Below are 23,563 nucleotides of genomic sequence, written 5' to 3'. Positions count from 1 at the left end.
GCAGAGCATGTACCATATGTCAAACCTTTTCCTGTTTCTTTATATGCATGATCCCATAGAAATAGGAAGTGATTGAATACAAAACGAGAACAACCAATCGTTTTATTGATTAGTGTCGCTTGTGCTTTATTTGGATAGATACGAAATTTATATGCTTTATTGATCATCATTCATTTCACCCCCATTTCGATATGGTTCTATTATATAACGAACATACATTCGATGGGTAGTGAAGTAACAGTTTATGTATGTCGAACAATTAAGATGGCTTTCTGCCATCCCTTGTCCGAAGTCAATTCATCTCCCACCTACTCACTTCCGTTCCTTGAGGAAGGAGTCTTCTTGGCTAAAATGATAAACACTTTATCTATCCTCTCCATCACAAATGCTAATACAGCAAATACAAGCAATGTACCAATACCATGATTAGTGAGATACACATAGTCCTCATTTGCTGTTACATAGTACATTTTATTTTGAAAAAAATCTAAATCCCTAACTCTTTCGTTCTTCAGAAACTTACACTCAATAATTTTAAGCTCGTCCTCATCTAATAAGTTATTAAGCACCCTTTCGACCTCATGCACCGTCCACTTATTTGTATTTCTTAAATCATGCAATTCAGGAAACAAACTGATTACGGATTCTTTCTTGCCGCCCTATTTCATGTTCAGTACGTGTTTTTATAGCGTGGTCCCCTTTTAAGATGCTAACTACTTCCTTTTTCACCTTTCTGTCCATTATGGGGAATAGAGATAATTGAATCACTTAAAATCCCAGTATTACTGAATTTTTTTTATTAATATAAAATACGGTACGTGAAATTTTTTTATTTAGGATAGAAAATTTTGATTTCAAATTTAATTTTCATAATAATAAATAAAAGCTGACTTTACATCGACTATCTTTATATAGCCCAGTACCTAAAAAACCGCCATCTTTGACAGCTATAATATCAGTAATCTTGTAGTTAAGCGAACCATGCCCATAGTAAACCTCTACTAATACCTGTTCCCGTGACCAAAGAGCATCATGTTCCTTTTTAACTCTTTCATCAGTTCTAATAATGAACCCACCTACACCCAAAGTACAAAGTAGATATTTATTTCTGATATATTCCTAATGGTTAATAATTAATGTGTAATTTCTATATAACAAAGAAAAAAGCGCCCTGAAACAGGGCACTTCACTTTTACCTAATGAACTAATATTAGCAGTTGGGTACAATGTTGTTCCTCCAATTGAAACATTTATTTCATTTGTTAATGGAACACTTTGTTCATTAATTTCGGGTATTGGGATATTTGTGTTTTTATATCTGCATCTAGTATTATTTTGATCGAAATCCTTAGATTTTCCCTACAAGGTCAAGGCTTGGTTTAAGTGTTGCAGAACCCTCTTTCCATTTAGCTGGACAAACTTCACCTGGGTTGTTACGTACGTATTGAGCTGCTTTAATTTTATTAACAAGGATGCTTGCATCACGACCGATACCGTCTGCATTAATTTCCATAGACTGGATAACACCATCTGGATCGATGATAAATGTACCACGAGCAGCAAGACCTTCTTCTTCAATTAAAACATTGAAGTTACTAGTAATTGTACGAGTTGGATCACCGATCATAATGTATTCGATTTTGCCAATGGTTTCTGAGTTATCATGCCAAGCTTTATGTGTAAAGTGAGTGTCTGTAGATACAGAGTATACTTCAACGCCTAACTCTTTAAGAGTTGCATATTGATTTTGTAAGTCTTCAAGTTCAGTTGGACAAACGAATGTGAAGTCTGCTGGATAGAAGCAAACTACACTCCACTTACCTTTTAAATTTTCCTCAGTAACCTCTATAAATTTACCATTATGGTACGCCTCTGCTTTAAACGGTTTAACCTCTGTCCCAATTAATAACATAATAAAATTCCTCCTAATAGTTTTTTTGATAAGCCTAAATATATTTGTTTATAAGAGTTTGAACCTATTTTAAATCACAATTCTTAAGATCAATCAATTTAGTTTTATATTTTAGTTTGTAACCAAACCAAATACATAAAAAAATAACCACACTACTATATGTTGTACAAAGATTATCCCATGAAATCTCCATTTTGAGGATAGCATTATACTCTTGACCTACTATAATAGTTATACATAATATAATTGAAATTATAGGAGCCATTGGAAACCATTTAGCTTTATAAGGAAGAGTGTTAATATCTTTCCCTTGTGCTATATATGCCTTTCGGAATCGATAATGACATAATGCAATGCCTATCCACGATAAAAAACCTGATAGCCCTGATGAATTTAGCAACCACATAAATATCACTCCTTCGCCAAAAAATGAAGATAGAAAAGCGAACATACCCACTAGAGAAGTTATAATTAAAGCATTTACTGGTATACCATTTTTATTTAACTTCAAAAGTGATTTTGGAGCTTTCCCCTCCTTAGCCAAGGACCAAAGCATTCGAGTAGACGCATATACTCCCGAATTCGCAGCTGATAAAATAGAAGTTAATATTACAGCGTTCATAACCGATGCTGCAAATGCAAGACCAGCCTTTTCAAATACTATTGTGAAAGGGCTCTTTGAGATATTTTCAATATCACTATTCACCAAATAAGGATTTGTATATGGAATAAGCAATCCGATAATTAGAATAGAACAAATATAAAAAAGTAGAATTCTCCAAAACACCTGTTTTATAGCCTTGGGTACATTCTTTTTAGGATTCTTACTTTCTCCAGCTGCAACCCCAATTAATTCTGTTCCTTGAAAAGAAAATCCTGCAATCATAAAAACGGAAAGGATACTGAAACTATTAGATGGAAAAGGTGCTTCCTCTATAGTGAAATTTTTAAACCCTATAAATTCTCCACCTATGATTCCAATAATGGTAAATAATCCTACTAATAGAAAAATTATAATTGTGATTACTTTAACTAAAGAAAACCAGAATTCAGCTTCTCCAAATGACTGTGTAGAAAAGTAATTAAGCAATACAATAATGGTTAAGAAAATAGCACTCCATATAATTCCTGGAACTGATGGGAACCAGAATTTCATTATGATAGCAGAGGCGGACAATTCAACTGCTATTGTAATTGCCCATGTATACCAATAATTCCATCCAAGAGCAAAACCAAGAGCTGGATCTACAAATTTAGTGGCATATGTACTAAATGAACCTGAATCAGGTAGGTATGTAGCTAATTCACCCAAACTCATCATAATTAAATACACCATTACGCCTATTAAAATATAGGCTAATAAAGCTCCACCGGGGCCAGCCATTTGAATAGATGTACCACTAGAAACGAATAAACCTGTACCAATTGATCCGCCTATAGCAATCATAGTCAGATGTCTTGTTTCTAATGTTCTTTTTAGCGCACCTGTAGGCTCTCCATTAGGTCTATGTATTGTATTGTCTATACTTGCAGTTACAGTTGCTCTTTCGGAACTCATGATTTCCTCCATATATATATCGTGTTTAGAGATTAATTAAACTTATCAGAAACCTGATAAAAATGGATTGGGTATCTATTTAAAGTTTAATTAGAACAATATAAAATCAATCTATTTTCTAATGTACATCAGTATGTTTTAATTCTTTAAAATCCAAAACAATACAGCCGAAGGGAATGAACACTTCTCTCCGACTGTAAAATGTTTTAATAAATCTAAAGCTTAAACTTCAACTAACTCCTTAGTATCTTCATAGATTTCTCCCATAGTCTCATGAGAAATATTTTTAATTAAATCTTCTTCAGATGCATAACTAAAGACCACAACAGTACGACGAGAATCATTTTCTAAAGGTGTCACCCTATGCAATGTAGTGCCAGCTTTCATAAAGTAACAATGGTCTTGGGGAACATATATATTTTGAATTTCACGATTTTCAAGTACCGCTTTTAATCCCGTTTCAGGATTTTCTTTATCCCATACGGTATTAGGAATATATTCAACAATAGCGCCTTCCCCTTCTTTAGGTGCTTCAATTACCCAAATTAAAGCAAATGTGTAGTCATCCCAATGCCAACCATGAGTATCACCTGTTTTTTGCTGATTATTAATAATAAATTCTTCTGGCGTATATGGAATACGATGTACCGGTTCATTATTATTTAAAAATGTTAAGAAGTTTAATATCACTTCAGATTTAAAAAATGCTGGAATTATCTTTCCCTTTTCAGAAATACTGTCACGATTTACTACATTAAAGTTACGAGGTGTATTACCTGTAGCTTTAATAGTAATATCACGACGTTTTGCATTTTCTGAAAGAAGATATTTCGCTTCAGCAGACATAGCTGCAATTAAAGGTTGAGGTAGCATGTCATTCATCATTGCTAATCCTTCATTTTTAAATCTCTCCTGAAGTACCAGTAAGTAATCTTTTTGAAGCGAGTTGATATGATTTTCTATAATAGTGTCAAATTGTTTTTGAAATTCCATAGTAAATTCCTCCTAATTTTCAAATAAGTATAGTTTATTTATCATCAATTACTTTAATCGCATGTAAACCATTACTGCTTTGTACAGAGAGTCCTAATTCGAGACAATAATTGAGGTAGTCTGTAATATCTTTCGTAATTATCTCTCCTGGTAAAAGAACAGGAATACCCGGAGGTGTAACAAGGACTGACTCAGCAGCCACTCGTCCAATAGCTTGATCTAACTCCACATATTTTACCTTTGCAAAATATGCTTCTCTTGGTGTGAGGGCTGATTGAGGTGGTGTTAGTACGTTCATAGACCACTGACTTCTTGCAAATTGTTTTGCATCTGACTGTATTTCCCCATTGTTGAATCTTCTAGCCAACGAACCTAACGCTTGTACTAGTCGACTAATATCCGATTCATCATGCCCAATTGTAATAATAAAAAGAATATTATTCACATCGGAAAGCTCAACTTCTATGCGGTAATCATCTCGCAAAATATTTTCTACTTCTCTTCCTGTTACACCCCAATTAGTAACGTTTATACAAAGCTTTGTCTCATCTAAAGCAAAACTAGAGCTCGAATGATTCAAATCTTCTGGTTTTAAACAAGAAAGTCCATACATTTGATCAATTTCATTTCTAGCTTTACGAGATAATGCAATTGCACGTCCTAATAATTTCTCTCCGTTTATCGCCAGTTGTTTGCGGGCAGCATCTAAGGAGGCCATTAATATATAATTTGCACTAGTAGTAGTAATTAAAGAGAAATTCTCTTTAACTCTGTCTAAGCTAACTAGCCCCTCTCGAACATTGATAACACTTGTTTGAGTAAATGAACCACCCATTTTATGCATACTAGACGATGCAATATCCGCACCAGCTTGCATTGCAGACATTGGTAAATCAGGATGAAAATGAACATGTGAACCCTGAGCCTCGTCAACTATTACAGGGATTCCTTTCGAATGAACATAATCTATTATTTGTTTCAAGTCTGTTACAACACCATAATAGGTAGGGTTTATTATACATACCCCTTTAACGTCCGGGTGCTCATCTAAGGTTTTTTGAATATTTTCTAGACTAATCCCATGACAAACTCCATATACAGGATCAATTTCAGGGGATATAAAGATTGGTACCGCACCGGATAGTATAAGTCCACTAACAATAGAAGCATGAACATTCCTAGGTACAATTATCTTATCTCCAGGATTACAAATGCTCATAATCATAACTACATTAGCACTACTAGTACCTTGAACACTAAAAATCGTGTAGTCAGCCCCAAAGGCTTTTGCAGCTAGCTTCTGAGCCTCATGAATAATTCCAGTTGGATGGCGTAAATAATCTAATGGCGGTATTCCTACTAAATCAAAATCTAAAGTGTTTTTCCCAAAATATGTTGTAAATTCCTCATCCAAACCTCTTCCCTTTATATGGCCAGGGGTATGCATTTGTAGAAAATTACCCTCTATGTAATTTTTTACTCCAGTAATTAGTGGTGTTTCATATTGCTCATCTTTACATTTACTTTTTATGGTATTTAATTGGATCTGCAAAGAATCACCTCTCTTAATTATGTACTTTCAAATTTGATAAAATGAAAATTTTCCATTTAATATCCATTACATATCTACTCACTAATACCCTCAATGATATTCGTATCTATAATTCTCTTGCCTTATCCCTCCTATTTATCTAAGCCACTTAAGATTAAATCTAAATTTATCGAAATTGAAATTTCTCAAGATTCAATTTTTATTATATATTTACTGAAAATATTGTGAAGTAGGCACTTTTTTGTATCAGAGTACCCCATTGCATACATAATTACTTATAGTAAGTTATTAACTATAAGTAAATAATTAGAAGACATTCTTAATACAAAAAAAAGCCCCATTGTATAGGGCTCAAAACATTCGTGATTTCCAGCATAAGAATAAATCTAGTTAAATATCCAACACTTTAACCTTGCTAAATTTTTTAATATGATTTATATAATCTGTTGCACTTTCCTCTAATTTCTCATCAGGTAAATTATAATCTACACCATAAAGAGCAAATGTAGGAAGGAATTTCATACCAGTATAAAGACAAGACGCTTGATAAGGTCTTAACAATTCACTTAATGTATACTCATTTGCCTCACCAGCTCGATATTCTTGTTCTATCACACCAGCTGAAATGGCTAACCCAAATTCTTTTCCACGAAGCTTATCTCCTGTTGATCCATATGCAAATCCATATGTCAAAATATCATCAAACCATTTCTTCAATAATGGTGGCGAACTATACCAGTAGAATGGAAATTGAAAAATATAACGGTCATGTTCTACTAACAACTTTTGCTCACGCTCAATGTCAAAATTCCAATCTGGATACTCCTTATATAGTTCATGTATTGTAAAATCTTCCGGGTATTTTTTTAATTCTTCTAACCAACGTTTATTAATGCGAGACTTCTCAATATTAGGATGTGCAATAACTACAAGTGTTTTCATGAATATACTCCCTCTCAAAAGATTAACATCACATTCGTAAAATAATCTTTTTATATTTTGGTAATATTGACATTATCTACTACATATAGCAATATTTAAAGTACGCACTTTTAAGTTCCATAGGCACTTTTAAGTTTCATAGGTACTTTTAAGTGCCTAATTAAGAGAAAGGAGATTCAAATAATTTTAGGACTATTCTATTTGAATTACATAACACTTTTGTGAAACCTAATATGAAAACGCATTCTTTTGTATGTAATCTTATTCTTGAAAGGAGAATATGCAATGAAAACTTATAACTTCCCTATCGAAGTAACTCTTGACGTTGTAGGTGGTAAATGGAAAGTAGTAATATTATGTATTTTGCTTGATGGAAAAAAAAGAACTAGTGAGATAAAGCGAGCTATGCCTAGTATTACTCAAAAAATGCTTACACAGCAATTAAGAGAATTAGAATCTGATGGAATTATCGATCGCACTGTTTATACTCAAATCCCACCAAAAGTGGAGTACTCTTTAAGTGAGTATGGAACGTCTTTAACCAAAGTACTTGATAATATGTGTGAATGGGGTAAAAACCACATTGAAAAAAAACTAGAAGATGACCTTCTTTCTGCTAATTAAACAGCTATATAACTGGTGCTAAACTGGCCTAATTCAAATAATTATATAAGAGTTTTTTCATCATGTTATATTGGTTTTTGTTTTTATATCCCTTTTAAAATAAGCATGATTTCCCTCCAAAATACTCGTAAAAAAATATATTAATAATTTATAAATAAATTTAAAAACAATTGACTTTTCTGAATCTTTAAATATAATTAGCTTGTCATATGTTGCCAATATAATTAAACTTTTTTGTCAATGTACATAACAAAAAAGTTTAATTTAGCAATTATGAATATAGGCTTCTACTCAATATTACTGCTCAAAATTGAGTAGGAGATGAATAGTCAAAAAACTATTCGAAGATAATTATTAAAAATTTATGGAGACAGAAAAGGAGATTATTAAATGAACGTAAAAGAAAAGATGCAACTAGGAGAAATTTATTGTGGGTTTGACAATGAATTAGTAACAGCAAGAGAAAATGCTAAAAAACTTGCAAGATTGTATAATGTAACCACGGATACTGACCGTGATTATCGTGATATGCTACTTACAAAGCTATTCAAAAAACGTGGTTTAAATACATTCGTAGAGCCCAACTTCCGTTGCGAGTTTGGATATAACATCGAGGTAGGCGATAATTTCTTTGCAAACTTTGATTGTATTATTTTAGATTGTGGTAAAGTGACCATTGGAAATAATGTATGGCTAGGACCAAGGGTACAAATTTACGCTGTAAATCATGTAAAAGAACCACAAGCTAGACTAGAAGGATATGAAATAGCTGCACCTGTAAATATCGCTGATAATGTTTGGGTAGGAGGAAATACGGTAATAAATATGGGCGTTTCTATCGGTGAAAACAGTATTATTGGATCTGGAAGTGTAGTAACGAAGGATATTCCGGCTAATGTTGTAGCAGTAGGAAACCCTTGTAGAGTGATTAAGTCAATAAGTGAACTTTAAGTATAACCAGTATTCTTATATATACCATTTAATTTTTATATTAGGATGAAATATTTGATTTAGGTAAAATAAAACCCTATAGAGTAGATACTATGAAAATCTACTTTATAGGGCTTTATTCTGATTATCAAACTAATTGTACTGCCTTTTGATGACTATCTTCATGGTCAAGATACCTTGTTCCAACTTCACACATTTGTAGTAAAATTACTTCTAATTCCATTCCTTTAGCAGTAAGAGAATATTCCACTTTTAGTGGTACTTGATGATATATCTCTCTTTTAATCAATCCATCTCTTTCCAATTCTCTCAATTGTTTGGTTAACATTTTCGAGGTAATTCCAGGAAGTAAACTCTTCAATTCACTGAAGCGCTTGCTTTTAGTAATTAAGTAATACATAATTAAAGTCTTCCATTTTCCACCTATCATGTTTAATAATAATTCTATTCCACAATTATATGTAGCGCCCTTCAAAATATTCCCCCTATTTACATATGATAAGTCAGATTAAACCGACTATATACCCAATAATATCCATTCTTAAGTATCTTTCTGATGAATTTTTAACATATAGTTATGATAAAACCATACAAATAAATCCAAATCTCTAATTTATTATTCTTATTGTAGAAAATCACTTATATAGAATTATTTAATTTTTAAATATATCCTTTTCTTTCAACCTAACTTTGAAAAACTCGCAACCTCAAATAACCCAAGCGATTCCCTATATATAAATAATACACTTCTAATAAAACACCTGGCAAGCAAAAAACTATTTTCATATGTTGAGAAAAAAGTTTTCATCATCATCTTTTTACAATCTAAATCGAGTAAATTTAGGGTTTATACTTTTTTTATGAAAATAAGAATGAAATACTTTCAATACAATCAAATTAGTCATAACAAAACTACTATTATGCATTTCGATAGGGTAAAAGATATTTTTAGCCATATATTTATAAAAAGGTGTGTTTGTCAAATTTTGAACAATATATCATTGAAGCATAGACGCAAAATTATCATATGTATACGTATCTCCTGGTTTTCTCACTGCTGTAGGCATATTTTCTTCTACATAATCTCTAAGCATTGTATATTCATTATCTTGATAATGAATATACAATGGTCTAGGATCTACGTAATCACCCCCTGATGTATGGATAAGTAGATGCTCTAACTGGTTCACCTATGTTATTTTGATACTTTAATCCGCCCATATATTTCTATTTACATCAATTTTCCCTTGTTCAACTAACTGCATGACAGCACTAGCAGTAAAAACTTTTGATACTGATGCTAATCGAAAAACTTTTTTTTAGGATCGATGGGAATGTTATCTTCTTTTTTGGAAAAACCGTACCCTTTTGAAATAGAATTTGATCATCTTTCACAACGACAATTGCCACACCAGGTGCGTTTGCTGCCTTCATTTTCTCTGGAATCACTTTATTGGTGAAAGCTTCTACATTCTTAGCATGTATTGCTTTAGGTGTAACCGTTTCAGCTTTTAAATAATTACTTTCCAGAAAGACTAACAAGAAACAAATACTTATAGCTACTAACCTTTGAAAATGATTCTTCACTCTATTACTCTTACTTTACAAATTAATTCCCCTTTTATTACTATATTTATTTATTATTATTCAATAAGCTAAACGTAGATTACCGAAACGCAACCACATTCTACAGTTACATGATATATTTTCTATTTTTTTCCACTCTGTCATTTATCAACTTTTCAGCTTGTTACAAGTTTTTATTTACAGACAAAAAATGCTTTGTTTGTTTTTATTGATAATATACAAACGATAATTTAAAATGTTTGTATATAACCAAACGAAATATTTTTATGTTTACTCATATTCAAAAGTGATAGGTAATATTAATAAAAATAAAAGAATGGTTATTCTACCAACAAAGAGTTGCAAAAATAGAGAACCAGTACAAAAAAGATGCTCTCATTAGAAAATCCGAGAAATAATCATTATTGACTCTTGAAGAAAAACAGCTAGAAAAGTTAAAACCATTGGAGAACGAGGTTATAACCAAAAAAGTATTAAAAAGGGGACAAAATTATGGGACAAAGAAAGTATTCAGTAACACCTCAAGATCGAATGAATTATTTATTAGGTCTTTATTCTGCAGATCAACAAATTAATGCAGTTCTCTATTTTCCTATAGGTATATCAAAGAAAATACTTGAACAATCAGTAAAGATAACGTTACAATTGCAACCGGTTTTGAACAGTCGTTTTGTAGAAAATGATATTCCTTATTGGGAGGAACGATCCTCTTGCACTAACTCACCTATTTGTCTTTTTGCAGAAGGAAATGATCAAGAACTTGAAATAATGGCCATTGATTTTATTAAAGAACCTGGAGATCGTATTCAGGGGCCTATGGTTCAAACAAAATTATTAAGAGGCACTACAACAGATATGTTAGTTGTGAAATTATCTCACCTATGTTCAGATGGTGCAGGCGTCAAGGAATATATTAATTTGCTGGGAGCAATTTATACTCGACTTTCACTGGGACAATCTAAGGATCAAATTATAAAGGAATTTGGTGATGGGAATGAGAGTTTTCGTGATCAATTACCTGTATTCAAATATACTGGAATATCAGACGTCAAAAGTGCGTATCGTCCTAACCAAGAAATACAGACATCGTTATGGTCTTTTCCTTCTCAACCGAACAAAAATACATTCCCAAAAATGTCCGTACGGCGGTTGAGCCATGACCAAACTCTACGTCTAACCCAATGGACAAAAGCACAACAGGCTACCTTGAATGATGTAATTATGACTGCATACTTCCGAGCTTTATCACGTTTCACTGTGTATGCAGAACCTCGCACCGCAGAAAAAATGATCGGTTTAACAATTGATTTACGTCGATATCTGCCTAATTATACAACTGGCGCTATTTGCAACTTATCCGGTATGGAAATGCCAGTGATTAAAATGGAAGATGATGAATCATTTAATCAGACTCTCGTTCGAGTTAAACAATCAATGGATAAAATAAAATCTCAAAATCCGGGTCTTTCTTCAGCAGCAGGAATGGAGATACTGGCAGGTATGAAGCTATCTGAGGTGAAGGAAATCTATAATCAGCAATACGAAAAGGCTTTACAGATGGGGATGGCGTTGCCATTATTGACAAATTTCGGGGTAATCGCAGATGAACCTATTAAGTTTGGTAAAATTCAAGCTGAGGACGGATATATGACATCACCCATTATGTATGCACCATTCTTTTCAATGGGAGCAAGTTTTTATAATGGAAAGCTTACATTTACGATAGGTTATCATACACCGGATACATCAAAAGAAAAAGTAAACAAATTTTTAGAGAGTGTGGTTAATCAATTATCATTATTGTAAGATTCTGGTACAAAAATAAAACAAAAGAGAATATAGCGCAAATATTTCTATCAAAATTGTATTTTAGGTGCCGACCCCATGCCCATCAACCGAAGACAATGAATAATCCCAAAAACGAAATAAATCGTTTGGGGATGTTTATGTTTTTAATTGCTAGATATAAAACATGAAATTTTAAGGAAAGTATATAGAAACCTAAAAGAGCCCTTCATATCCTATCCTAAAAATAGGTATTTTGATTTATGTTCAAAATACCTATTTCTTAATTTCACCTATAAATTTCATTAATGATTTGGATACGTTTCTTTCAAAAAACTTACAGACTGTTTAATTTGCGCTTTTAGAACATTACTATCAATGTCTGCTATTTTATTAATATAAATACACGATTTTCCAGAGGTATACTTTCCAAAGTTTTTTAATAGTTCTTCTCGCTTAGGGTCATCAGCAGCAAAATATAAACTAATTTTAGCTTTTCTCGGGGAAAATCCTACTAATGGAGCATCTCCCTCATGACCGGATGCATATTTATAATGGTACGTACCAAATCCTATAATGCTTGGTCCCCACATTTTTGCTGTATATCCTGTTGTTTCAGTAAATATATCTAATAATTGATATGCGCTCTCTCGTTTTTTTAGATTTTCAACACATTCAATAAATTCAACTACACTATTGTTAGTTTCTTTTGTTTTAAGTTCGTACATATTAAAACCACTCCTTTTAAGATATAGTCTTCATAACATATATAATAATATAGGGCTCATCATACATGTCTCAACTTTAGATGTTTTACAATCCATAAAGAATACTCTCTATTTCCAAGTATCTTTGAAAAACTAAAGAAAATACGGTTCCTATTACTAAATGAATTTAGTCTCTTTTTCTCTCCACTCTCTACTCTTATTACGTTACGTTCTTAACAATTCGCAAATACATAGTATCCTTTTTCCCAGCGGTCTTTTAACCACCGTAATTTAAATTCCATGTTTGGTTCATAAGTAACAGCTACTTCCATCAGTTTATATTCCTCTAGAATTTCCAAACATCGATTTGGGCTCGTAAGCGTTCGTATAAACTTAATATCCTCATTCTCCAAAAAACCCCATACAATTCCCTTAAAATTAATTGGGAGCAGTTCCAATATCGTGTCTCTATTTAATCCCGATGATTCTAAAAAATCTTGAAGATACGATAAGGATAAATATGTCCATGAAGTACTTTGATACTCCTCTCCCAAATCTAAATTCCTATCGCTATTAGTACCACTACATTCAGTATGTCTTATCGCTTCTATTCCCCATTTCATCTTTTCCCCTCCAAATTTACTGCTTATTAGATAATAGATACGTATTAACTCCAGCAATTTCTATTTAAAGTTCATGATTAGAATAAGTATCTTTATCTTTAACTCTATTTTCAAATGATGAATTTAGAGATAACCTGTACAAAACATGACAAAACATTGTGCAACAATCGAATATTTCTCAGTATGTACTTTGATAACATGGAAAGACATTTTAACTTTAAAAGAAAGAATAAGAGACGTACTCCCTTCAGGTCTCTTATTCTTTTGCTAATGCATCTCTTATTTCTTAATGTAACTCTATTAAAAGTCGTTATCACCAGTTTTTTTAATTTATATTTAAAACAAATCAAATAGATAACATAAAATAACAATGCAGCTGCCGCTTGGAAAATCGTTCGATAAATACCAGCGGAAGAAGAAAATACCGAAAAATCAAAGTGAGGTTCCCCCTCACTTTTTTCTTTACACTCATTAAGAATCTAGATTTTATTTTTTTATAATCTAATTCCTTTATATACCCCAATTGCACTCATTACTTTTAGCAAAGCATACACTTACTGATTCAATCCTTTCCATTCTTGTTCCAAAATACTGTATAGAAGGGAATCGCGCCAGCCATCTTTTAATAATATACTTTCGCGAATCCGTCCCTCTTTCGTCATTTCATTTCTTTCTAACACTTTTTTCGAACCTATATTTCTTGGATCACAAGTCGCAAATATACGATGAAGATTTAATTCTTCAAATCCAAACTTAATCAACAGCCATGCTACTTCCGTAGCAAGTCCCATGCCCCAGTAGTTTGGATTTACGTTGTACCCTATTTCACCTTCTCTATTAGTAAAGTCTCGAATCGTAATCTCACCTGCTCCAACCACTCTTTTATTTTCCACATCAACTACAGCAAAAGAAAATCGACTTCTTGGGACTTTTCTTGCATCTAGAAGAACCTGGTTTACGAATTCTTTTGTCTCCATTTCCGAATTTGGTCCCCATGTTTGATATTGGCACACTATGGGCTGAGATGCGTATATATGTATGTCCTTCCAATCATTCTCTTCGATTTCCCGTAGTTTGAATCTATTATGTATTATGTTATGAACCATCCAAATCTCTCCTTCCTCTTACTCCCTTTATCACACTAAATTTCATCATAACATTTCGTTAACTTAGCTTGTTTGCAACATAAAAAAATCGTATATTCTCTGATACTGTTTTTCTAGTAATTGAGTATCATTACTTATAACCTTTGTACGTTTCTTAACACATCTTACTCGGATTCCCCCTACATATTCGAATGCTTCATACCAGAAAATAAGTTCTTGTAGAGATTTGTCAAACACTGTACACCGAATACGTGCCGTCTTTGCCCTTCTCTTTTTAGAGGAGGTGACAATAGAACGTGGAGAATACTAGAACCGCCCGCAAACTTTCAGAGAGAGAAAAGAAACGAAAGCGCCTTTTTTCTTTTGGTACCGTAGTTACAGGATTCGGTTTACTTCGAAACATGCATTACTTTTTCACAAAAAGTGAAGTAGGCAAGAGTATAACTGAATATGTACGTCATCTTTTTAAATAAAAAGTGCCGCTATAAATAGCGACACAAAGACCAAATTGTAGTTATGATCGGGTTTCAAGGTGAAGTACTGACCATACTTTCATTGCACACGGCCTAAGAAGTTCCATTTTGAAGTGCAAAGACGTTGGAACCCAGCATACTACTCTATATAGTATTGCGACATGCAGTGCTTTTATTCCTGTCTGAAATACGAAAAAAAAAGCCTCGGTGACCAAACCAAGACTTTTCAAAGAACTTTCGACCTATCAATAGAACGAGAATCAGAACCACCCGACTTCTTGTTCTTAATAACCTAGCTTACACTTTCATTGTACTATACGTATTTTATATTTTCAACAGTCTGAATTCCTGCCACACAAAATTCATTCTTCATTCAGTTTATCAGAAATAATCGTATGGCCTTTTTCAGATTCAAACTTTCGATTACAAATCCCATCTTTTTCGTTCCTACATATAGCATAATAATTGTCATTATCAGCTCTTCTGCATTAATGATGAAAGGGCAACTAGTGAACTACTCGACACTTAGCAAAGCTTGAAGTGGGAGCTTCTCAGTTCCACGACGAAAGTAACCTTTCGTCTCCCTGAGCGTTACTTCGGGGTGTTCCACCCCTAGATGTCCAACGCATGGACGCTCTTTTGGTACGGTTGATATTTTACGCAGGAACCGAATGGCTTGGTTTTCGCACGCTATTTTCTTCCTGCAACCTTCTATATCCAGTTATCAAAGAACTTCATATAGCTAGTTTATTAAAAGTTTTTGGCTATGCCAAACCGAAATTCATCTCCCACCTATCGTTGGGCTACGCCCTTCACACGCCTCTGGAAGGAGAATTTTTTCGGAGAATACGTTAAAAATATTAAATCAAAAAGACAGTGAGCTTCATGATTATCAAAACCTAAATGAAAAAAAGGTTAATAAATTACAGGGCATAACATATTAGTCATTTATAATATGTTATGCCCTTTGTTATTCCTCGCTTTCTTTTAAAAGGATTCTTTTGTTTTAATTCTATTTAGAATTTGCTAAAATTTAGTAAAAATATCATATTAATAAAGGGGCAATCATGAAACATACTATAAACTTCTGGTCTTTTATTTTTTCATTTATTTGTTTTGCTTTATTCCTTTTATACCTTGAAGTATGGTCACCTAAAATGAATGAATCTATTATGAATACAATATATTTTCATCCTTTATTCGTGTTACTAGTTTTAACACTAGTAACCTTTTTTGTTGGTATGATAGGATTCTCTAAAATAAACAACTGGAAAGCGATGCTCCGGAGCATAATAACAGTCTTTCTGACAGTTTCATTATCTGTGTTTTTAGCCATTATTTTGTTTGTGGGATATGGATTAAGTTAAAAAGAAAACCTTTAGGTACCCTGAATAAAATTCACTATTCCGTCAATAATATATATAGGCTGTATGCCATAACTCATTTGAAGTAGTTTCTCTGTATCTCCTTGTATTGAGCAGTTAGCTTTTGCTAGCTGCTCTTTTATTTATGAAAAAAGATAAAATTCTTTATAATGATTATTCTTTATTTCTCAATATAAAGAGCCTTGGATTTTCGTTAAAAATCATATAGTATATGAACAAAGAGTAAGGTAAGAGTTACTCTTTGCCATTTTAGAAAAGGTTCTGTTGGAAACAGCAGAACCTTTTTTTCGTCATATAAAAGTATTAAGACAAAATGAAATTTTTATATAAAAGACACACATTTAAACAAACATAACTTCATATGACATATTGCATCTTTTTTTAGAGGGAATAGTCGTTACAGAAGAGCACTTCTCGAAGTGGTCTTACATTTACATACCAAATAGCGTTTTTGTCTAAAATAACTTCTCTAAATAAATTACATACATTTACCAGTATGTTTAAAACAATATTCATGTTAAAATTCCTTGTGAGCACGACATAACTCAAACTTGCGAAGCCCTGCATCTCTTCCCGCGGGGCTCTTTTTTTTATATAAATTAACGATTTTGTCTTAATCCATTCACTAATCTCATACTTTGGCATACAATAATACTACCTTTCTAAATAATGTGAGCTCGTCACTTTCATTATAATTAGGTATAAGGAGCGCTCTCGATTAGCGCTCTTTTTATGCTTAAATAAGGATTTTATTTAAATTTCCTTCACTACAACACCAGCATCAAATTCACCTTTAACATGTAATGCCATCTTTAACTATCTATTATTTTCATTCAATTTTATCAATCTATCTGTAATTGCTTTATTAATCTGATCACTATTACTCTTGTAGTTTCTAAGCTCTTCCATTGCCTTTTCATTATCCTTAATAGCTTCCCGAAACTATTCCTGTATATTCATATTCTCTTCCTCTCAAACAACTATTTTGTTAAATTTTTCAATTCATAAAGTACTAAATTTATAAAATGAATTCATATATATTTATTGAATACATATTAAGTTCATGTAAAACCAAATAATTTAGGAGCTGATTAGTATGACAAGTAAACCACTAGTAATAACGCTTCCTCCAATATCAAAAACCAAGATTACTTTTTATTCTTCTTCTGGTGAAGTAATTAACCACACTTTTTTTACAAACGAAACTTCAGAACCTATAGCAACGTTTGCATATTGCCCTATAGAATTCGAAAGATTTGAAACTAAAAGAATGCCATTCCTTATAATATAGTTTTTCATAGATGTTTTCCTAAATCCCCTAGATTTCAGGGGATTATTTTATATAACAACGCTTTTGTTAAGATTTAAGTACTTTGTACGCTATCCCTAGTGCATCACCCATCGCATAAAATTGTGGAATCTTGTGGCGATATTTATCATGTAGTTCTTTATCTGCGAAATAGATGGATTTCATAATATCGCTAGTTCCATATAAAAAAATAGGATTGATTTAAAAAATAACTTTAAAGGTATCCTGCCCCAAAACATTCCCTCCCATTTCATCTCGGGGTAGCAAGAACAAAACGCGAATTTTGTACGCTAAGAAACCGGATTTTTTAGATTGTTGAACTCAATCTCCCGTTAGTCCCATAAGAAAAAGAGTTACCTCAGTAACCCTATTGGTTATAATACACGTCACTTGTAAAAGCTATGGACGAATAAAAGATCTTTTTATCAAATTTTTCACAAATTATCGAACTTTACTTTAATTTGCGATATAAGTTTTGTATATAATTCCATTCAAAAACACAAAATATTTAAGTGTCTATTAATAATTACATTGGTTTTTATATAATTCCAAAAAGGAGCTGTATAATATGGATAAAGAAAATCTATTAAGCGAACAGATTAATCGCGTCCCATCGGATGCTCTGAATACCCCTAGTAAAGAACAAGAACAACTGCTAAAAACATCATCTCAAGTGGAACATAATCACAACAACATTAACAAAAAAGATATTACCCAAGACCTATATGGAACAGGCTTCCCCATTTCAGATGTAAATAGAACAAAAAAACAAAAATGAATTGCAAAGAAAAAACTCAATAACCAGTAAACTAAATTTTTCCCCATTAATAACTAACAGCCTAGAAGCGAATCCTAAAATAAGGGATTTATTTCACATAATTCTTGAAAGAATCCTCCTTTCTCAAATGTGCGCAGGGCGATAGCCCGACGTTGGCTGTAAGAAGGATTTTCCTAACTGTGCATAAATAGAAAAACTGCACCTCCAATTGTTAGACTGTGTCTAACAATTGGGGTGCAGTTCATCGCTATGAATAGGAGTGCTCATTTTTCTATTTATGGATCGTTTTATGTAATCTTGGAGTATACTACAGAGCTGGCTATCATAGATTTACACAACATAGCATTCACTCTACCAGTTACTATATAGTTCTGATATAAGTTCAGCTAAAAAGGATTGCATCGAGGTGAGGGTTTACCTATTCAACACGCCTCATAGGTTACTTCCCATTTCTTTCGATCAATTTGTAAAGTATTTACATAAAGTTGTGACTCGGGTAATGTAATAACTATTAGGGAGAATACAAAGTGATTAAGAAACTATTTAGAAAACTTGCAGATGACTTTAAGAGTGATTGGGGTGCCTTAAAAGAACACAAAGAGAGGATGGATCATTTACCTACTAAGGCCGTTCTCGTTTATAGCGGTAATAGAGAGTTTATCTTTACGGGTACAGATATGGTGCTATTCCTAGGTAGTGGACGTAATAAGAAGTTGTACTTGAAGAATCAACTAACTGGGAGGAACGTTAACTTTTATAAAGACAGCAGAATATCTTACGAGACGGTAGATTACATAAAAGCTACTAAGGAAATACTTTAGTATGTTAACAATGAATAAAACTAGTGAGGTAGGAATATAAAGATTCTACCTCTTTTGTTTGTATTGGTGAGGTGGAATAATATGAGTAGTACCTAACAGGGGGATTCTCCAAGGGGATTTTACCTTCTCAGGTAAAGCTCAATAGTTACATTTTTATAACCTTTATAGTTCCTATGTTTATGTACTGAAAAGTGACCACATCGAGGTGAGGGTTTTGCTAGTTAGTAGGATTCTTTAACAGTCCTACCTCTGTAGTTGTAACCAATCGAGTAAAACTTTATCGTTCCCCCTGAGCTGGATGCCTCACTTCTTTTTAGGTACATCGCTCCACAGGAAGAACCAACTCCCTATAGCTACAACTAACAAGGCGACCGAGCCAGCAAATCACTTGTTTATTACTATCTCCATAATATCCATTAATTTCCTACCTCCCAATTGCTACTTTATAAGTTGTTCTCTTGTAGGTACCCACATGAGACACCCTAAATCGTATATTCGTTCCAGTTAATTTATTTTCAACATATAGAGTTTGGTATTTCTTATTAAAGTTAGCTACAAAGTTCTTTGCATCAGCACCTATGAGAACGACTCTATCGTCACCGATATAAAACTCAATAGCAGCCTGATCTAGATTATCGTGCCCGTTAACCGACTTCTTAAACCACTTAAACATTTTATATTCCTCCTCTTAGTTTTCATAAATAGTTATTCTATTTATTACCAATTTTTTCCCTATCAATACCACCTGAGACGGCACCTATTTTAGTCTCCTACTTTTGTCGAATACTAGCTCACAAGTTTTGTCTGAATAGTACACCTTGTTAGTTTGCTGTCTCAGTGAATCTATTAGTTAATAATCATTTACAATATCTCCCTTGAGAGTACCAACTCAAAAGTCACATCTGTGGAGGTCGCTCCTTACAGTTATTGACTTATAACTTAAACTACTATAGAATTTTACCCAACAAATACTATTTTAAGTGGTTCACAACGAGTCAGCCTACTTATATAGCCGATCCCGTAGCTCAGCAGGGAGAGCGCCACCTTGACAGGGGGGGAGGTCGTGAGTTCGAGCCTCTCCGGGGTCATAAAACTTAATAGTATCAAGGATTGAGAGGGTATTCTCAAAAGCTAAAACTGTGGAGGTCTCCATCAGACACCACAAGTTAAAAGAGGACTACTTCTAGTCAGCAAATCAGCTGGCTCAGGGGTAGTCCTCTTTTTTTGTTTCCATAAAACTGAGAAAAGACTGTAAAGAAAATGCTACTTAAGTTTGCTATGAAGGATTTCAAGGAGGAAAAAGAGTTTGCTAATCTGTCCCCTCGTACAATTCAATCTTATATGGCTACCATGCATGAGTTCCAGATCTTCTGCTCTGAGAGAGAACTGATAGATACACGAGATATTAGAGAAGCAACTGTTAAGAGTTACCTCATGTTTGGTTAACTCATGTGTACCTATGGAATTTATCAATGCAGTATCCCCCTTCTTTGGTACAGCTAAGGAGATATATGCTATTTGGGGTAAAGTTAAATTGGCGCAAACAAGTATGCACCTGACTTAGTTGAGACAACTGAGGTGGCAATCTAAGCGTTTAAACAATCTGTATTTGCTCTGAAGATGAACAAAATTAGAAAAGACTTCAAAGGTTATTTATTTGGTGTTCTCTCAAAGATGATGTCTGTTGAGCAGAGAAAACTGTAGAATAAACTTTTCAATTTCCTAAAAGATTAAACTAAGAAGGAGCACACACTATTAGGGGATCGCCAGCATTTTGGAAAAAACAAAAAAGACTCGACCGTTTTTTGGCCAAGCCCTGTATTAAATTACAAACTATTTCCCTTTAAGCACCAGGAATATTTGGAACTAAATTCTGAACGATTTTGATAAGATTATTTGTGATATCTTGTTGTTGAGATGTAAGTGTATCGGATCCATCAGTAAATACTGTAACACAGATTGGACAAGCTTCGATATGAATTCCCAATAGATTAATAGCTAGACCACCTGGTATATCCACAGTAAGAATCGATGTGGAACCTTCAGGAGGAGTACAAGTCTCACAGTTAGTTTCAAGAGCCATAGAGTTACCTTCTTTCTTGATAGAGTTAATATATAAATATGTTCGAAGATACTCAAAGGACACAGGTATTTGTACGAGCCTCGAAAATTGTGTTAGTGACTCAGATTTACCCCCAATGAACTCAAATCCTTCAGGAGATGTTACAATTATTGGATTAGTATCTGTATCGTGTACAATAAAAATCCCACCAAGCTTGACGAATTCATCAATGATTCCTCCTGGTTGCATCATTTCCATGACGTCCAGATCAGTAATATTCCCTTGAATTCCGATCCAAACACACCAGTAATCCGCTGCCAGTTGTTTACCTGTAGCGTATTGATCTTTGATAATTGATGGAGATATCTGTACAACAGTATATTGAGTGAGTGACCAAAGTTGTTTGGCAAAATCATAAGAAGCAACATCATTCTCAAGCAGTAAGACGCCCTTACCAAAACCAAAAGTTCTACTAGGACAATTCATACTGGTTGTCTCAGTCGTAGAAACTGTTTTATTTATACCCAACGTATAATCATTGGATCCCTTTAAATTTTTCATTTGAACCACTGGTTCGGTAACAGTGAGACAGCTATCCGAACTCATGATTCCGCCTAATCTTGCAAAAATTCGAGCTTCCCCAGTATTAATTGCTGTAGTCAAACCTTTTGTTTCTTCCTCATTTGAAACTATTGCACTTGAAAGATTGCTAGAGTACCACTCTACAAGTTTTGTAATGTCCCTAGTTGATTTGTCAGAATACGTACCTGTCGCAGTAAACTGATGGCTCAAACTTGAACAAAGAGATAAATTCTTAGGATCTATCTTGATGGAAACCAAGACAGATATTCTTTTTTCGTAACATTCTTTCTCTTTTGGGATAAACAGAATAGGAGGGTTAAATTGATTGGAAGTGTTCATTTGTTTTAGCCTCACTTTCTTAATCAATACATTTAATCAATATATGTTACATACAGAACTCGGTTTGGACTTGATCGCTCCCCTGATTATTTAGTTCATGTTAATCTGAAACTATTCACTTCCAGTAACGAGAATTATGTAAATGAGCTATCCAAATAGATGGCTTATTTTATTTTTTGCTTATCTTAGTTTTTTCCAAAATGCTGGCGATCCCCCTATTATTGCTGTTGAGTAATATCCTTAACAACTTTTTTTGCCCTCCTCAGTATTAACCCTTGAGTTGCTGCCATTAAGTGTATTCTTCATTACATACTAAGGGTGGTAACTAATCGGGATCCTGTTCGGGCTTATAAAAATTCCTAAACGTCTTATACTCGTTGATGTGTCTACTAAGATGGCATCTCAGGGAAAACGATCTCTCAGATTCCCTTGTAAGGGATCTTAAGCAACCAAATTATACATTTGCACCTGCAGGTTACAAATAAGCTGTGCAAGTTCGATAGGGTCATATTACGATAGTCCCCCTGTTTTAGGCGGACTATCGTAAATAAATTAAAAAATATAAATAGTTGACGGTTCTATAGCTTTATTTAAGATGTAATTAAGCCACTTAGGAAATGGGGTAAGCAAGACTATTGGAAAGTAAACAACAAAAGTTTTACGGTAAAGTCAAAGACTTCTATGAGCTGGAGTCCATCGAGGATACTAAGATGTTTTACACAGCTTTTAATCAATTCAACAAGATCAACACGATAGATAAAGATCCTTCTTTTTATATGGACGATATTATAGAAGAAGCACAAAAGATAGGTATGGCTGCTGAAGAAGTTTGGAATACGGTTATGGAAGTGTGTAACGCTTTTGAACTACCCCCACTTTCACTTCGTTTAGAAGTGGGGGATTCCTAAGTAAAGAGTTCTATCGAACTCTAATTTATTAGGCTAGCTCCACAGTCCTTGCGGTTAGAAGCCTTATCGCTTCATTCTTTAGATTGACACTTGCGTTAATATCCCGATCATGGTGTGTATGGCAAGAAGGGCAGTCCCATTTACGTAGGTTTAGATTTTTAACGTCTTTGTTTTGATATCCACAACAAGAACATAATTGGCTTGAAGCAAATGTTTTCGATACGACAATGATTTGTTTGCCGTACCATTTTGCCTTATATTCCAACATAGTTCGAAACTGTGACCATGATACCTCACTAATTGCTTTTGCTAACTTATGATTCTTTAACATATTCGATACTTGCAAATCCTCTATACCGATAACATCGTGGTTTTTGATGATTTCAGTTGAGACTTTGTCCAAGTAATCTTTTCTAGCATTCGTCATGTATTCATGAATTCTAGCTACTTTTACTCTTTGTTTTTTCCAGCGAGAGGATCCTTTCGTTCTTCTAGAAAGAACACGTTGTGCTTTTGCCAATTTCTCTTCTAATGATCGAAAAAAATTCGGATTTTTATAGGTTGTT

At 33.4% G+C, this 23,563-nt stretch carries 23 protein-coding genes, 1 tRNA gene and 2 pseudogenes; 9 read left to right on the top strand and 17 right to left on the bottom strand.

What is annotated here, in order from left to right; all coding sequences use genetic code 11:
* The 7 genes from ACYVEC_RS29340 to ACYVEC_RS29310 form a co-directional block, all read right to left on the bottom strand.
* Positions 1-170 (bottom strand): helix-turn-helix domain-containing protein (locus tag ACYVEC_RS29340; protein ID WP_460509479.1); only part of this gene is annotated, 170 nt, incomplete at its 3' end.
* Positions 171-308: 138 nt separating this feature from the next.
* On the bottom strand, positions 309-569 hold the full coding sequence (locus ACYVEC_RS29335) for a hypothetical protein (protein ID WP_063221388.1): 261 nt from the start codon (positions 567-569) through the stop codon (positions 309-311).
* Between the two features lie 779 nt (positions 570-1,348).
* Positions 1,349-1,912 carry an alkyl hydroperoxide reductase subunit C gene (gene ahpC, locus ACYVEC_RS29330; RefSeq protein WP_063221386.1) on the bottom strand — a complete coding sequence of 188 codons (564 nt, stop codon included), beginning with the start codon at positions 1,910-1,912 and terminating at the stop codon, positions 1,349-1,351.
* Positions 1,913-1,976: 64 nt separating this feature from the next.
* Positions 1,977-3,470, bottom strand: coding sequence for an amino acid permease (locus ACYVEC_RS29325; protein ID WP_460509476.1), 1,494 nt, complete (start codon positions 3,468-3,470; stop codon positions 1,977-1,979).
* 222 nt (positions 3,471-3,692) lie between these two features.
* The gene (locus ACYVEC_RS29320; RefSeq protein WP_063221385.1) at positions 3,693-4,463 is read right to left on the bottom strand and encodes a HalD/BesD family halogenase; all 771 of its coding nucleotides are present in this window, start codon (positions 4,461-4,463) and stop codon (positions 3,693-3,695) included.
* Positions 4,464-4,497: 34 nt separating this feature from the next.
* Positions 4,498-6,015 (bottom strand): aminotransferase class I/II-fold pyridoxal phosphate-dependent enzyme, encoded by a 1,518-nt coding sequence (locus ACYVEC_RS29315; protein WP_231428595.1) that lies wholly within the window; start codon positions 6,013-6,015, stop codon positions 4,498-4,500.
* Between the two features lie 390 nt (positions 6,016-6,405).
* A complete protein-coding gene (locus tag ACYVEC_RS29310) occupies positions 6,406-6,957 on the bottom strand; it encodes an NAD(P)H-dependent oxidoreductase (RefSeq protein WP_063221384.1) in 552 nt (183 codons plus the stop codon).
* A 285-nt stretch (positions 6,958-7,242) separates the two neighbouring features.
* Between ACYVEC_RS29310 and ACYVEC_RS29305 the strand changes: the two genes are divergently transcribed.
* Both ACYVEC_RS29305 and ACYVEC_RS29300 read left to right on the top strand, forming a co-directional pair.
* Entirely contained in the window at positions 7,243-7,581 is a 339-nt protein-coding gene (locus ACYVEC_RS29305) for a winged helix-turn-helix transcriptional regulator (protein WP_063221383.1), read from the top strand.
* Between the two features lie 390 nt (positions 7,582-7,971).
* Entirely contained in the window at positions 7,972-8,532 is a 561-nt protein-coding gene (locus ACYVEC_RS29300) for a sugar O-acetyltransferase (RefSeq protein WP_063221382.1), read from the top strand.
* Between the two features lie 127 nt (positions 8,533-8,659).
* Here ACYVEC_RS29300 and ACYVEC_RS29295 read toward each other — a convergent pair whose 3' ends face one another.
* The 3 genes and pseudogenes from ACYVEC_RS29295 to ACYVEC_RS29285 form a co-directional block, all read right to left on the bottom strand.
* Entirely contained in the window at positions 8,660-8,962 is a 303-nt protein-coding gene (locus tag ACYVEC_RS29295; RefSeq protein ID WP_142332870.1) for a winged helix-turn-helix transcriptional regulator, read from the bottom strand.
* Between the two features lie 778 nt (positions 8,963-9,740).
* Positions 9,741-9,803: pseudogene (locus ACYVEC_RS29290) on the bottom strand (hypothetical protein); the annotation flags it as partial.
* Between the two features lies 1 nt (position 9,804).
* Positions 9,805-10,119, bottom strand: coding sequence for a hypothetical protein (locus tag ACYVEC_RS29285; protein ID WP_336448471.1), 315 nt, complete (start codon positions 10,117-10,119; stop codon positions 9,805-9,807).
* Between the two features lie 492 nt (positions 10,120-10,611).
* Here ACYVEC_RS29285 and ACYVEC_RS29280 point away from each other — a divergent pair, with 492 nt between their 5' ends.
* Positions 10,612-11,925 carry a condensation domain-containing protein gene (locus ACYVEC_RS29280; protein WP_063221380.1) on the top strand — a complete coding sequence of 438 codons (1,314 nt, stop codon included), beginning with the start codon at positions 10,612-10,614 and terminating at the stop codon, positions 11,923-11,925.
* Positions 11,926-12,209: 284 nt separating this feature from the next.
* Here ACYVEC_RS29280 and ACYVEC_RS29275 read toward each other — a convergent pair whose 3' ends face one another.
* From ACYVEC_RS29275 to ACYVEC_RS29265, 3 genes are all read right to left on the bottom strand, one after another.
* Positions 12,210-12,632, bottom strand: coding sequence for a DUF1801 domain-containing protein (locus ACYVEC_RS29275; protein ID WP_460509471.1), 423 nt, complete (start codon positions 12,630-12,632; stop codon positions 12,210-12,212).
* Between the two features lie 212 nt (positions 12,633-12,844).
* Positions 12,845-13,234 carry a hypothetical protein gene (locus tag ACYVEC_RS29270; protein WP_063221378.1) on the bottom strand — a complete coding sequence of 130 codons (390 nt, stop codon included), beginning with the start codon at positions 13,232-13,234 and terminating at the stop codon, positions 12,845-12,847.
* Between the two features lie 554 nt (positions 13,235-13,788).
* Positions 13,789-14,340 carry a GNAT family N-acetyltransferase gene (locus ACYVEC_RS29265; protein WP_098557113.1) on the bottom strand — a complete coding sequence of 184 codons (552 nt, stop codon included), beginning with the start codon at positions 14,338-14,340 and terminating at the stop codon, positions 13,789-13,791.
* Positions 14,341-15,880: 1,540 nt separating this feature from the next.
* Here ACYVEC_RS29265 and ACYVEC_RS29260 point away from each other — a divergent pair.
* Positions 15,881-16,180, top strand: coding sequence for a hypothetical protein (locus ACYVEC_RS29260; RefSeq protein WP_063221376.1), 300 nt, complete (start codon positions 15,881-15,883; stop codon positions 16,178-16,180).
* Positions 16,181-17,353: 1,173 nt separating this feature from the next.
* Here the strand turns inward: ACYVEC_RS29260 and ACYVEC_RS29255 are convergent.
* Complete coding sequence (locus ACYVEC_RS29255; RefSeq protein ID WP_161940511.1) at positions 17,354-17,497, bottom strand: hypothetical protein; 144 nt, start codon at positions 17,495-17,497, stop codon at positions 17,354-17,356.
* Positions 17,498-18,075: 578 nt separating this feature from the next.
* Here ACYVEC_RS29255 and ACYVEC_RS29250 point away from each other — a divergent pair.
* Both ACYVEC_RS29250 and ACYVEC_RS29245 read left to right on the top strand, forming a co-directional pair.
* Positions 18,076-18,285, top strand: coding sequence for a hypothetical protein (locus ACYVEC_RS29250; protein ID WP_063221374.1), 210 nt, complete (start codon positions 18,076-18,078; stop codon positions 18,283-18,285).
* Between the two features lie 527 nt (positions 18,286-18,812).
* Positions 18,813-19,106 (top strand): hypothetical protein, encoded by a 294-nt coding sequence (locus ACYVEC_RS29245; RefSeq protein ID WP_231428592.1) that lies wholly within the window; start codon positions 18,813-18,815, stop codon positions 19,104-19,106.
* 424 nt (positions 19,107-19,530) lie between these two features.
* Here the strand turns inward: ACYVEC_RS29245 and ACYVEC_RS29240 are convergent, their stop codons facing one another.
* Entirely contained in the window at positions 19,531-19,779 is a 249-nt protein-coding gene (locus ACYVEC_RS29240; protein WP_098555413.1) for a polyprotein, read from the bottom strand.
* A gap of 341 nt (positions 19,780-20,120) precedes the next feature.
* On the opposite strand from ACYVEC_RS29240, the gene ACYVEC_RS29235 reads away from it, so the two are divergent.
* Both ACYVEC_RS29235 and ACYVEC_RS29230 read left to right on the top strand, forming a co-directional pair.
* Positions 20,121-20,194, top strand: a tRNA-Val gene (locus ACYVEC_RS29235).
* Between the two features lie 172 nt (positions 20,195-20,366).
* Positions 20,367-20,546 (top strand): annotated as a pseudogene (locus tag ACYVEC_RS29230) (integrase); the annotation flags it as partial.
* A 403-nt stretch (positions 20,547-20,949) separates the two neighbouring features.
* Here the strand turns inward: ACYVEC_RS29230 and ACYVEC_RS29225 are convergent.
* Positions 20,950-22,089, bottom strand: a complete 1,140-nt coding sequence (locus ACYVEC_RS29225; protein ID WP_063221371.1) for an Ig-like domain-containing protein — start codon at positions 22,087-22,089, stop codon at positions 20,950-20,952.
* Positions 22,090-22,724: 635 nt separating this feature from the next.
* Here ACYVEC_RS29225 and ACYVEC_RS29220 point away from each other — a divergent pair.
* Positions 22,725-22,997 (top strand): hypothetical protein, encoded by a 273-nt coding sequence (locus ACYVEC_RS29220; RefSeq protein ID WP_063221370.1) that lies wholly within the window; start codon positions 22,725-22,727, stop codon positions 22,995-22,997.
* Positions 22,998-23,025: 28 nt separating this feature from the next.
* Here ACYVEC_RS29220 and ACYVEC_RS29215 read toward each other — a convergent pair.
* A partial coding sequence (locus ACYVEC_RS29215; protein ID WP_460509466.1) for an RNA-guided endonuclease TnpB family protein occupies positions 23,026-23,563 on the bottom strand: 538 nt, incomplete at its 5' end.

The organism is Bacillus sp. MN7755 (genome assembly GCF_054771475.1).
The sequence above is the reverse complement of the archived record's forward strand: the minus strand, read 5'-3'. Positions and strand labels throughout refer to the sequence as shown.

What these genes read in the sequence shown, in the direction of transcription:
- ahpC (WP_063221386.1), bottom strand. Translation starts at nt 1,912, where the DNA reads ATGTTATTAATTGGGACAGAGGTTAAACCGTTTAAAGCAGAGGCGTAC.
- ACYVEC_RS29325 (WP_460509476.1), bottom strand. Translation starts at nt 3,470, where the DNA reads ATGAGTTCCGAAAGAGCAACTGTAACTGCAAGTATAGACAATACAATA.
- ACYVEC_RS29320 (WP_063221385.1), bottom strand. Translation starts at nt 4,463, where the DNA reads ATGGAATTTCAAAAACAATTTGACACTATTATAGAAAATCATATCAAC.
- ACYVEC_RS29310 (WP_063221384.1), bottom strand. Translation starts at nt 6,957, where the DNA reads ATGAAAACACTTGTAGTTATTGCACATCCTAATATTGAGAAGTCTCGC.
- ACYVEC_RS29305 (WP_063221383.1), top strand. Translation starts at nt 7,243, where the DNA reads ATGAAAACTTATAACTTCCCTATCGAAGTAACTCTTGACGTTGTAGGT.
- ACYVEC_RS29300 (WP_063221382.1), top strand. Translation starts at nt 7,972, where the DNA reads ATGAACGTAAAAGAAAAGATGCAACTAGGAGAAATTTATTGTGGGTTT.
- ACYVEC_RS29295 (WP_142332870.1), bottom strand. Translation starts at nt 8,962, where the DNA reads ATGATAGGTGGAAAATGGAAGACTTTAATTATGTATTACTTAATTACT.
- ACYVEC_RS29280 (WP_063221380.1), top strand. Translation starts at nt 10,612, where the DNA reads ATGGGACAAAGAAAGTATTCAGTAACACCTCAAGATCGAATGAATTAT.
- ACYVEC_RS29275 (WP_460509471.1), bottom strand. Translation starts at nt 12,632, where the DNA reads ATGTACGAACTTAAAACAAAAGAAACTAACAATAGTGTAGTTGAATTT.
- ACYVEC_RS29270 (WP_063221378.1), bottom strand. Translation starts at nt 13,234, where the DNA reads ATGAAATGGGGAATAGAAGCGATAAGACATACTGAATGTAGTGGTACT.
- ACYVEC_RS29265 (WP_098557113.1), bottom strand. Translation starts at nt 14,340, where the DNA reads ATGGTTCATAACATAATACATAATAGATTCAAACTACGGGAAATCGAA.
- ACYVEC_RS29260 (WP_063221376.1), top strand. Translation starts at nt 15,881, where the DNA reads ATGAAACATACTATAAACTTCTGGTCTTTTATTTTTTCATTTATTTGT.
- ACYVEC_RS29255 (WP_161940511.1), bottom strand. Translation starts at nt 17,497, where the DNA reads ATGAAAAACTATATTATAAGGAATGGCATTCTTTTAGTTTCAAATCTT.
- ACYVEC_RS29250 (WP_063221374.1), top strand. Translation starts at nt 18,076, where the DNA reads ATGGATAAAGAAAATCTATTAAGCGAACAGATTAATCGCGTCCCATCG.
- ACYVEC_RS29240 (WP_098555413.1), bottom strand. Translation starts at nt 19,779, where the DNA reads ATGTTTAAGTGGTTTAAGAAGTCGGTTAACGGGCACGATAATCTAGAT.
- ACYVEC_RS29225 (WP_063221371.1), bottom strand. Translation starts at nt 22,089, where the DNA reads ATGAACACTTCCAATCAATTTAACCCTCCTATTCTGTTTATCCCAAAA.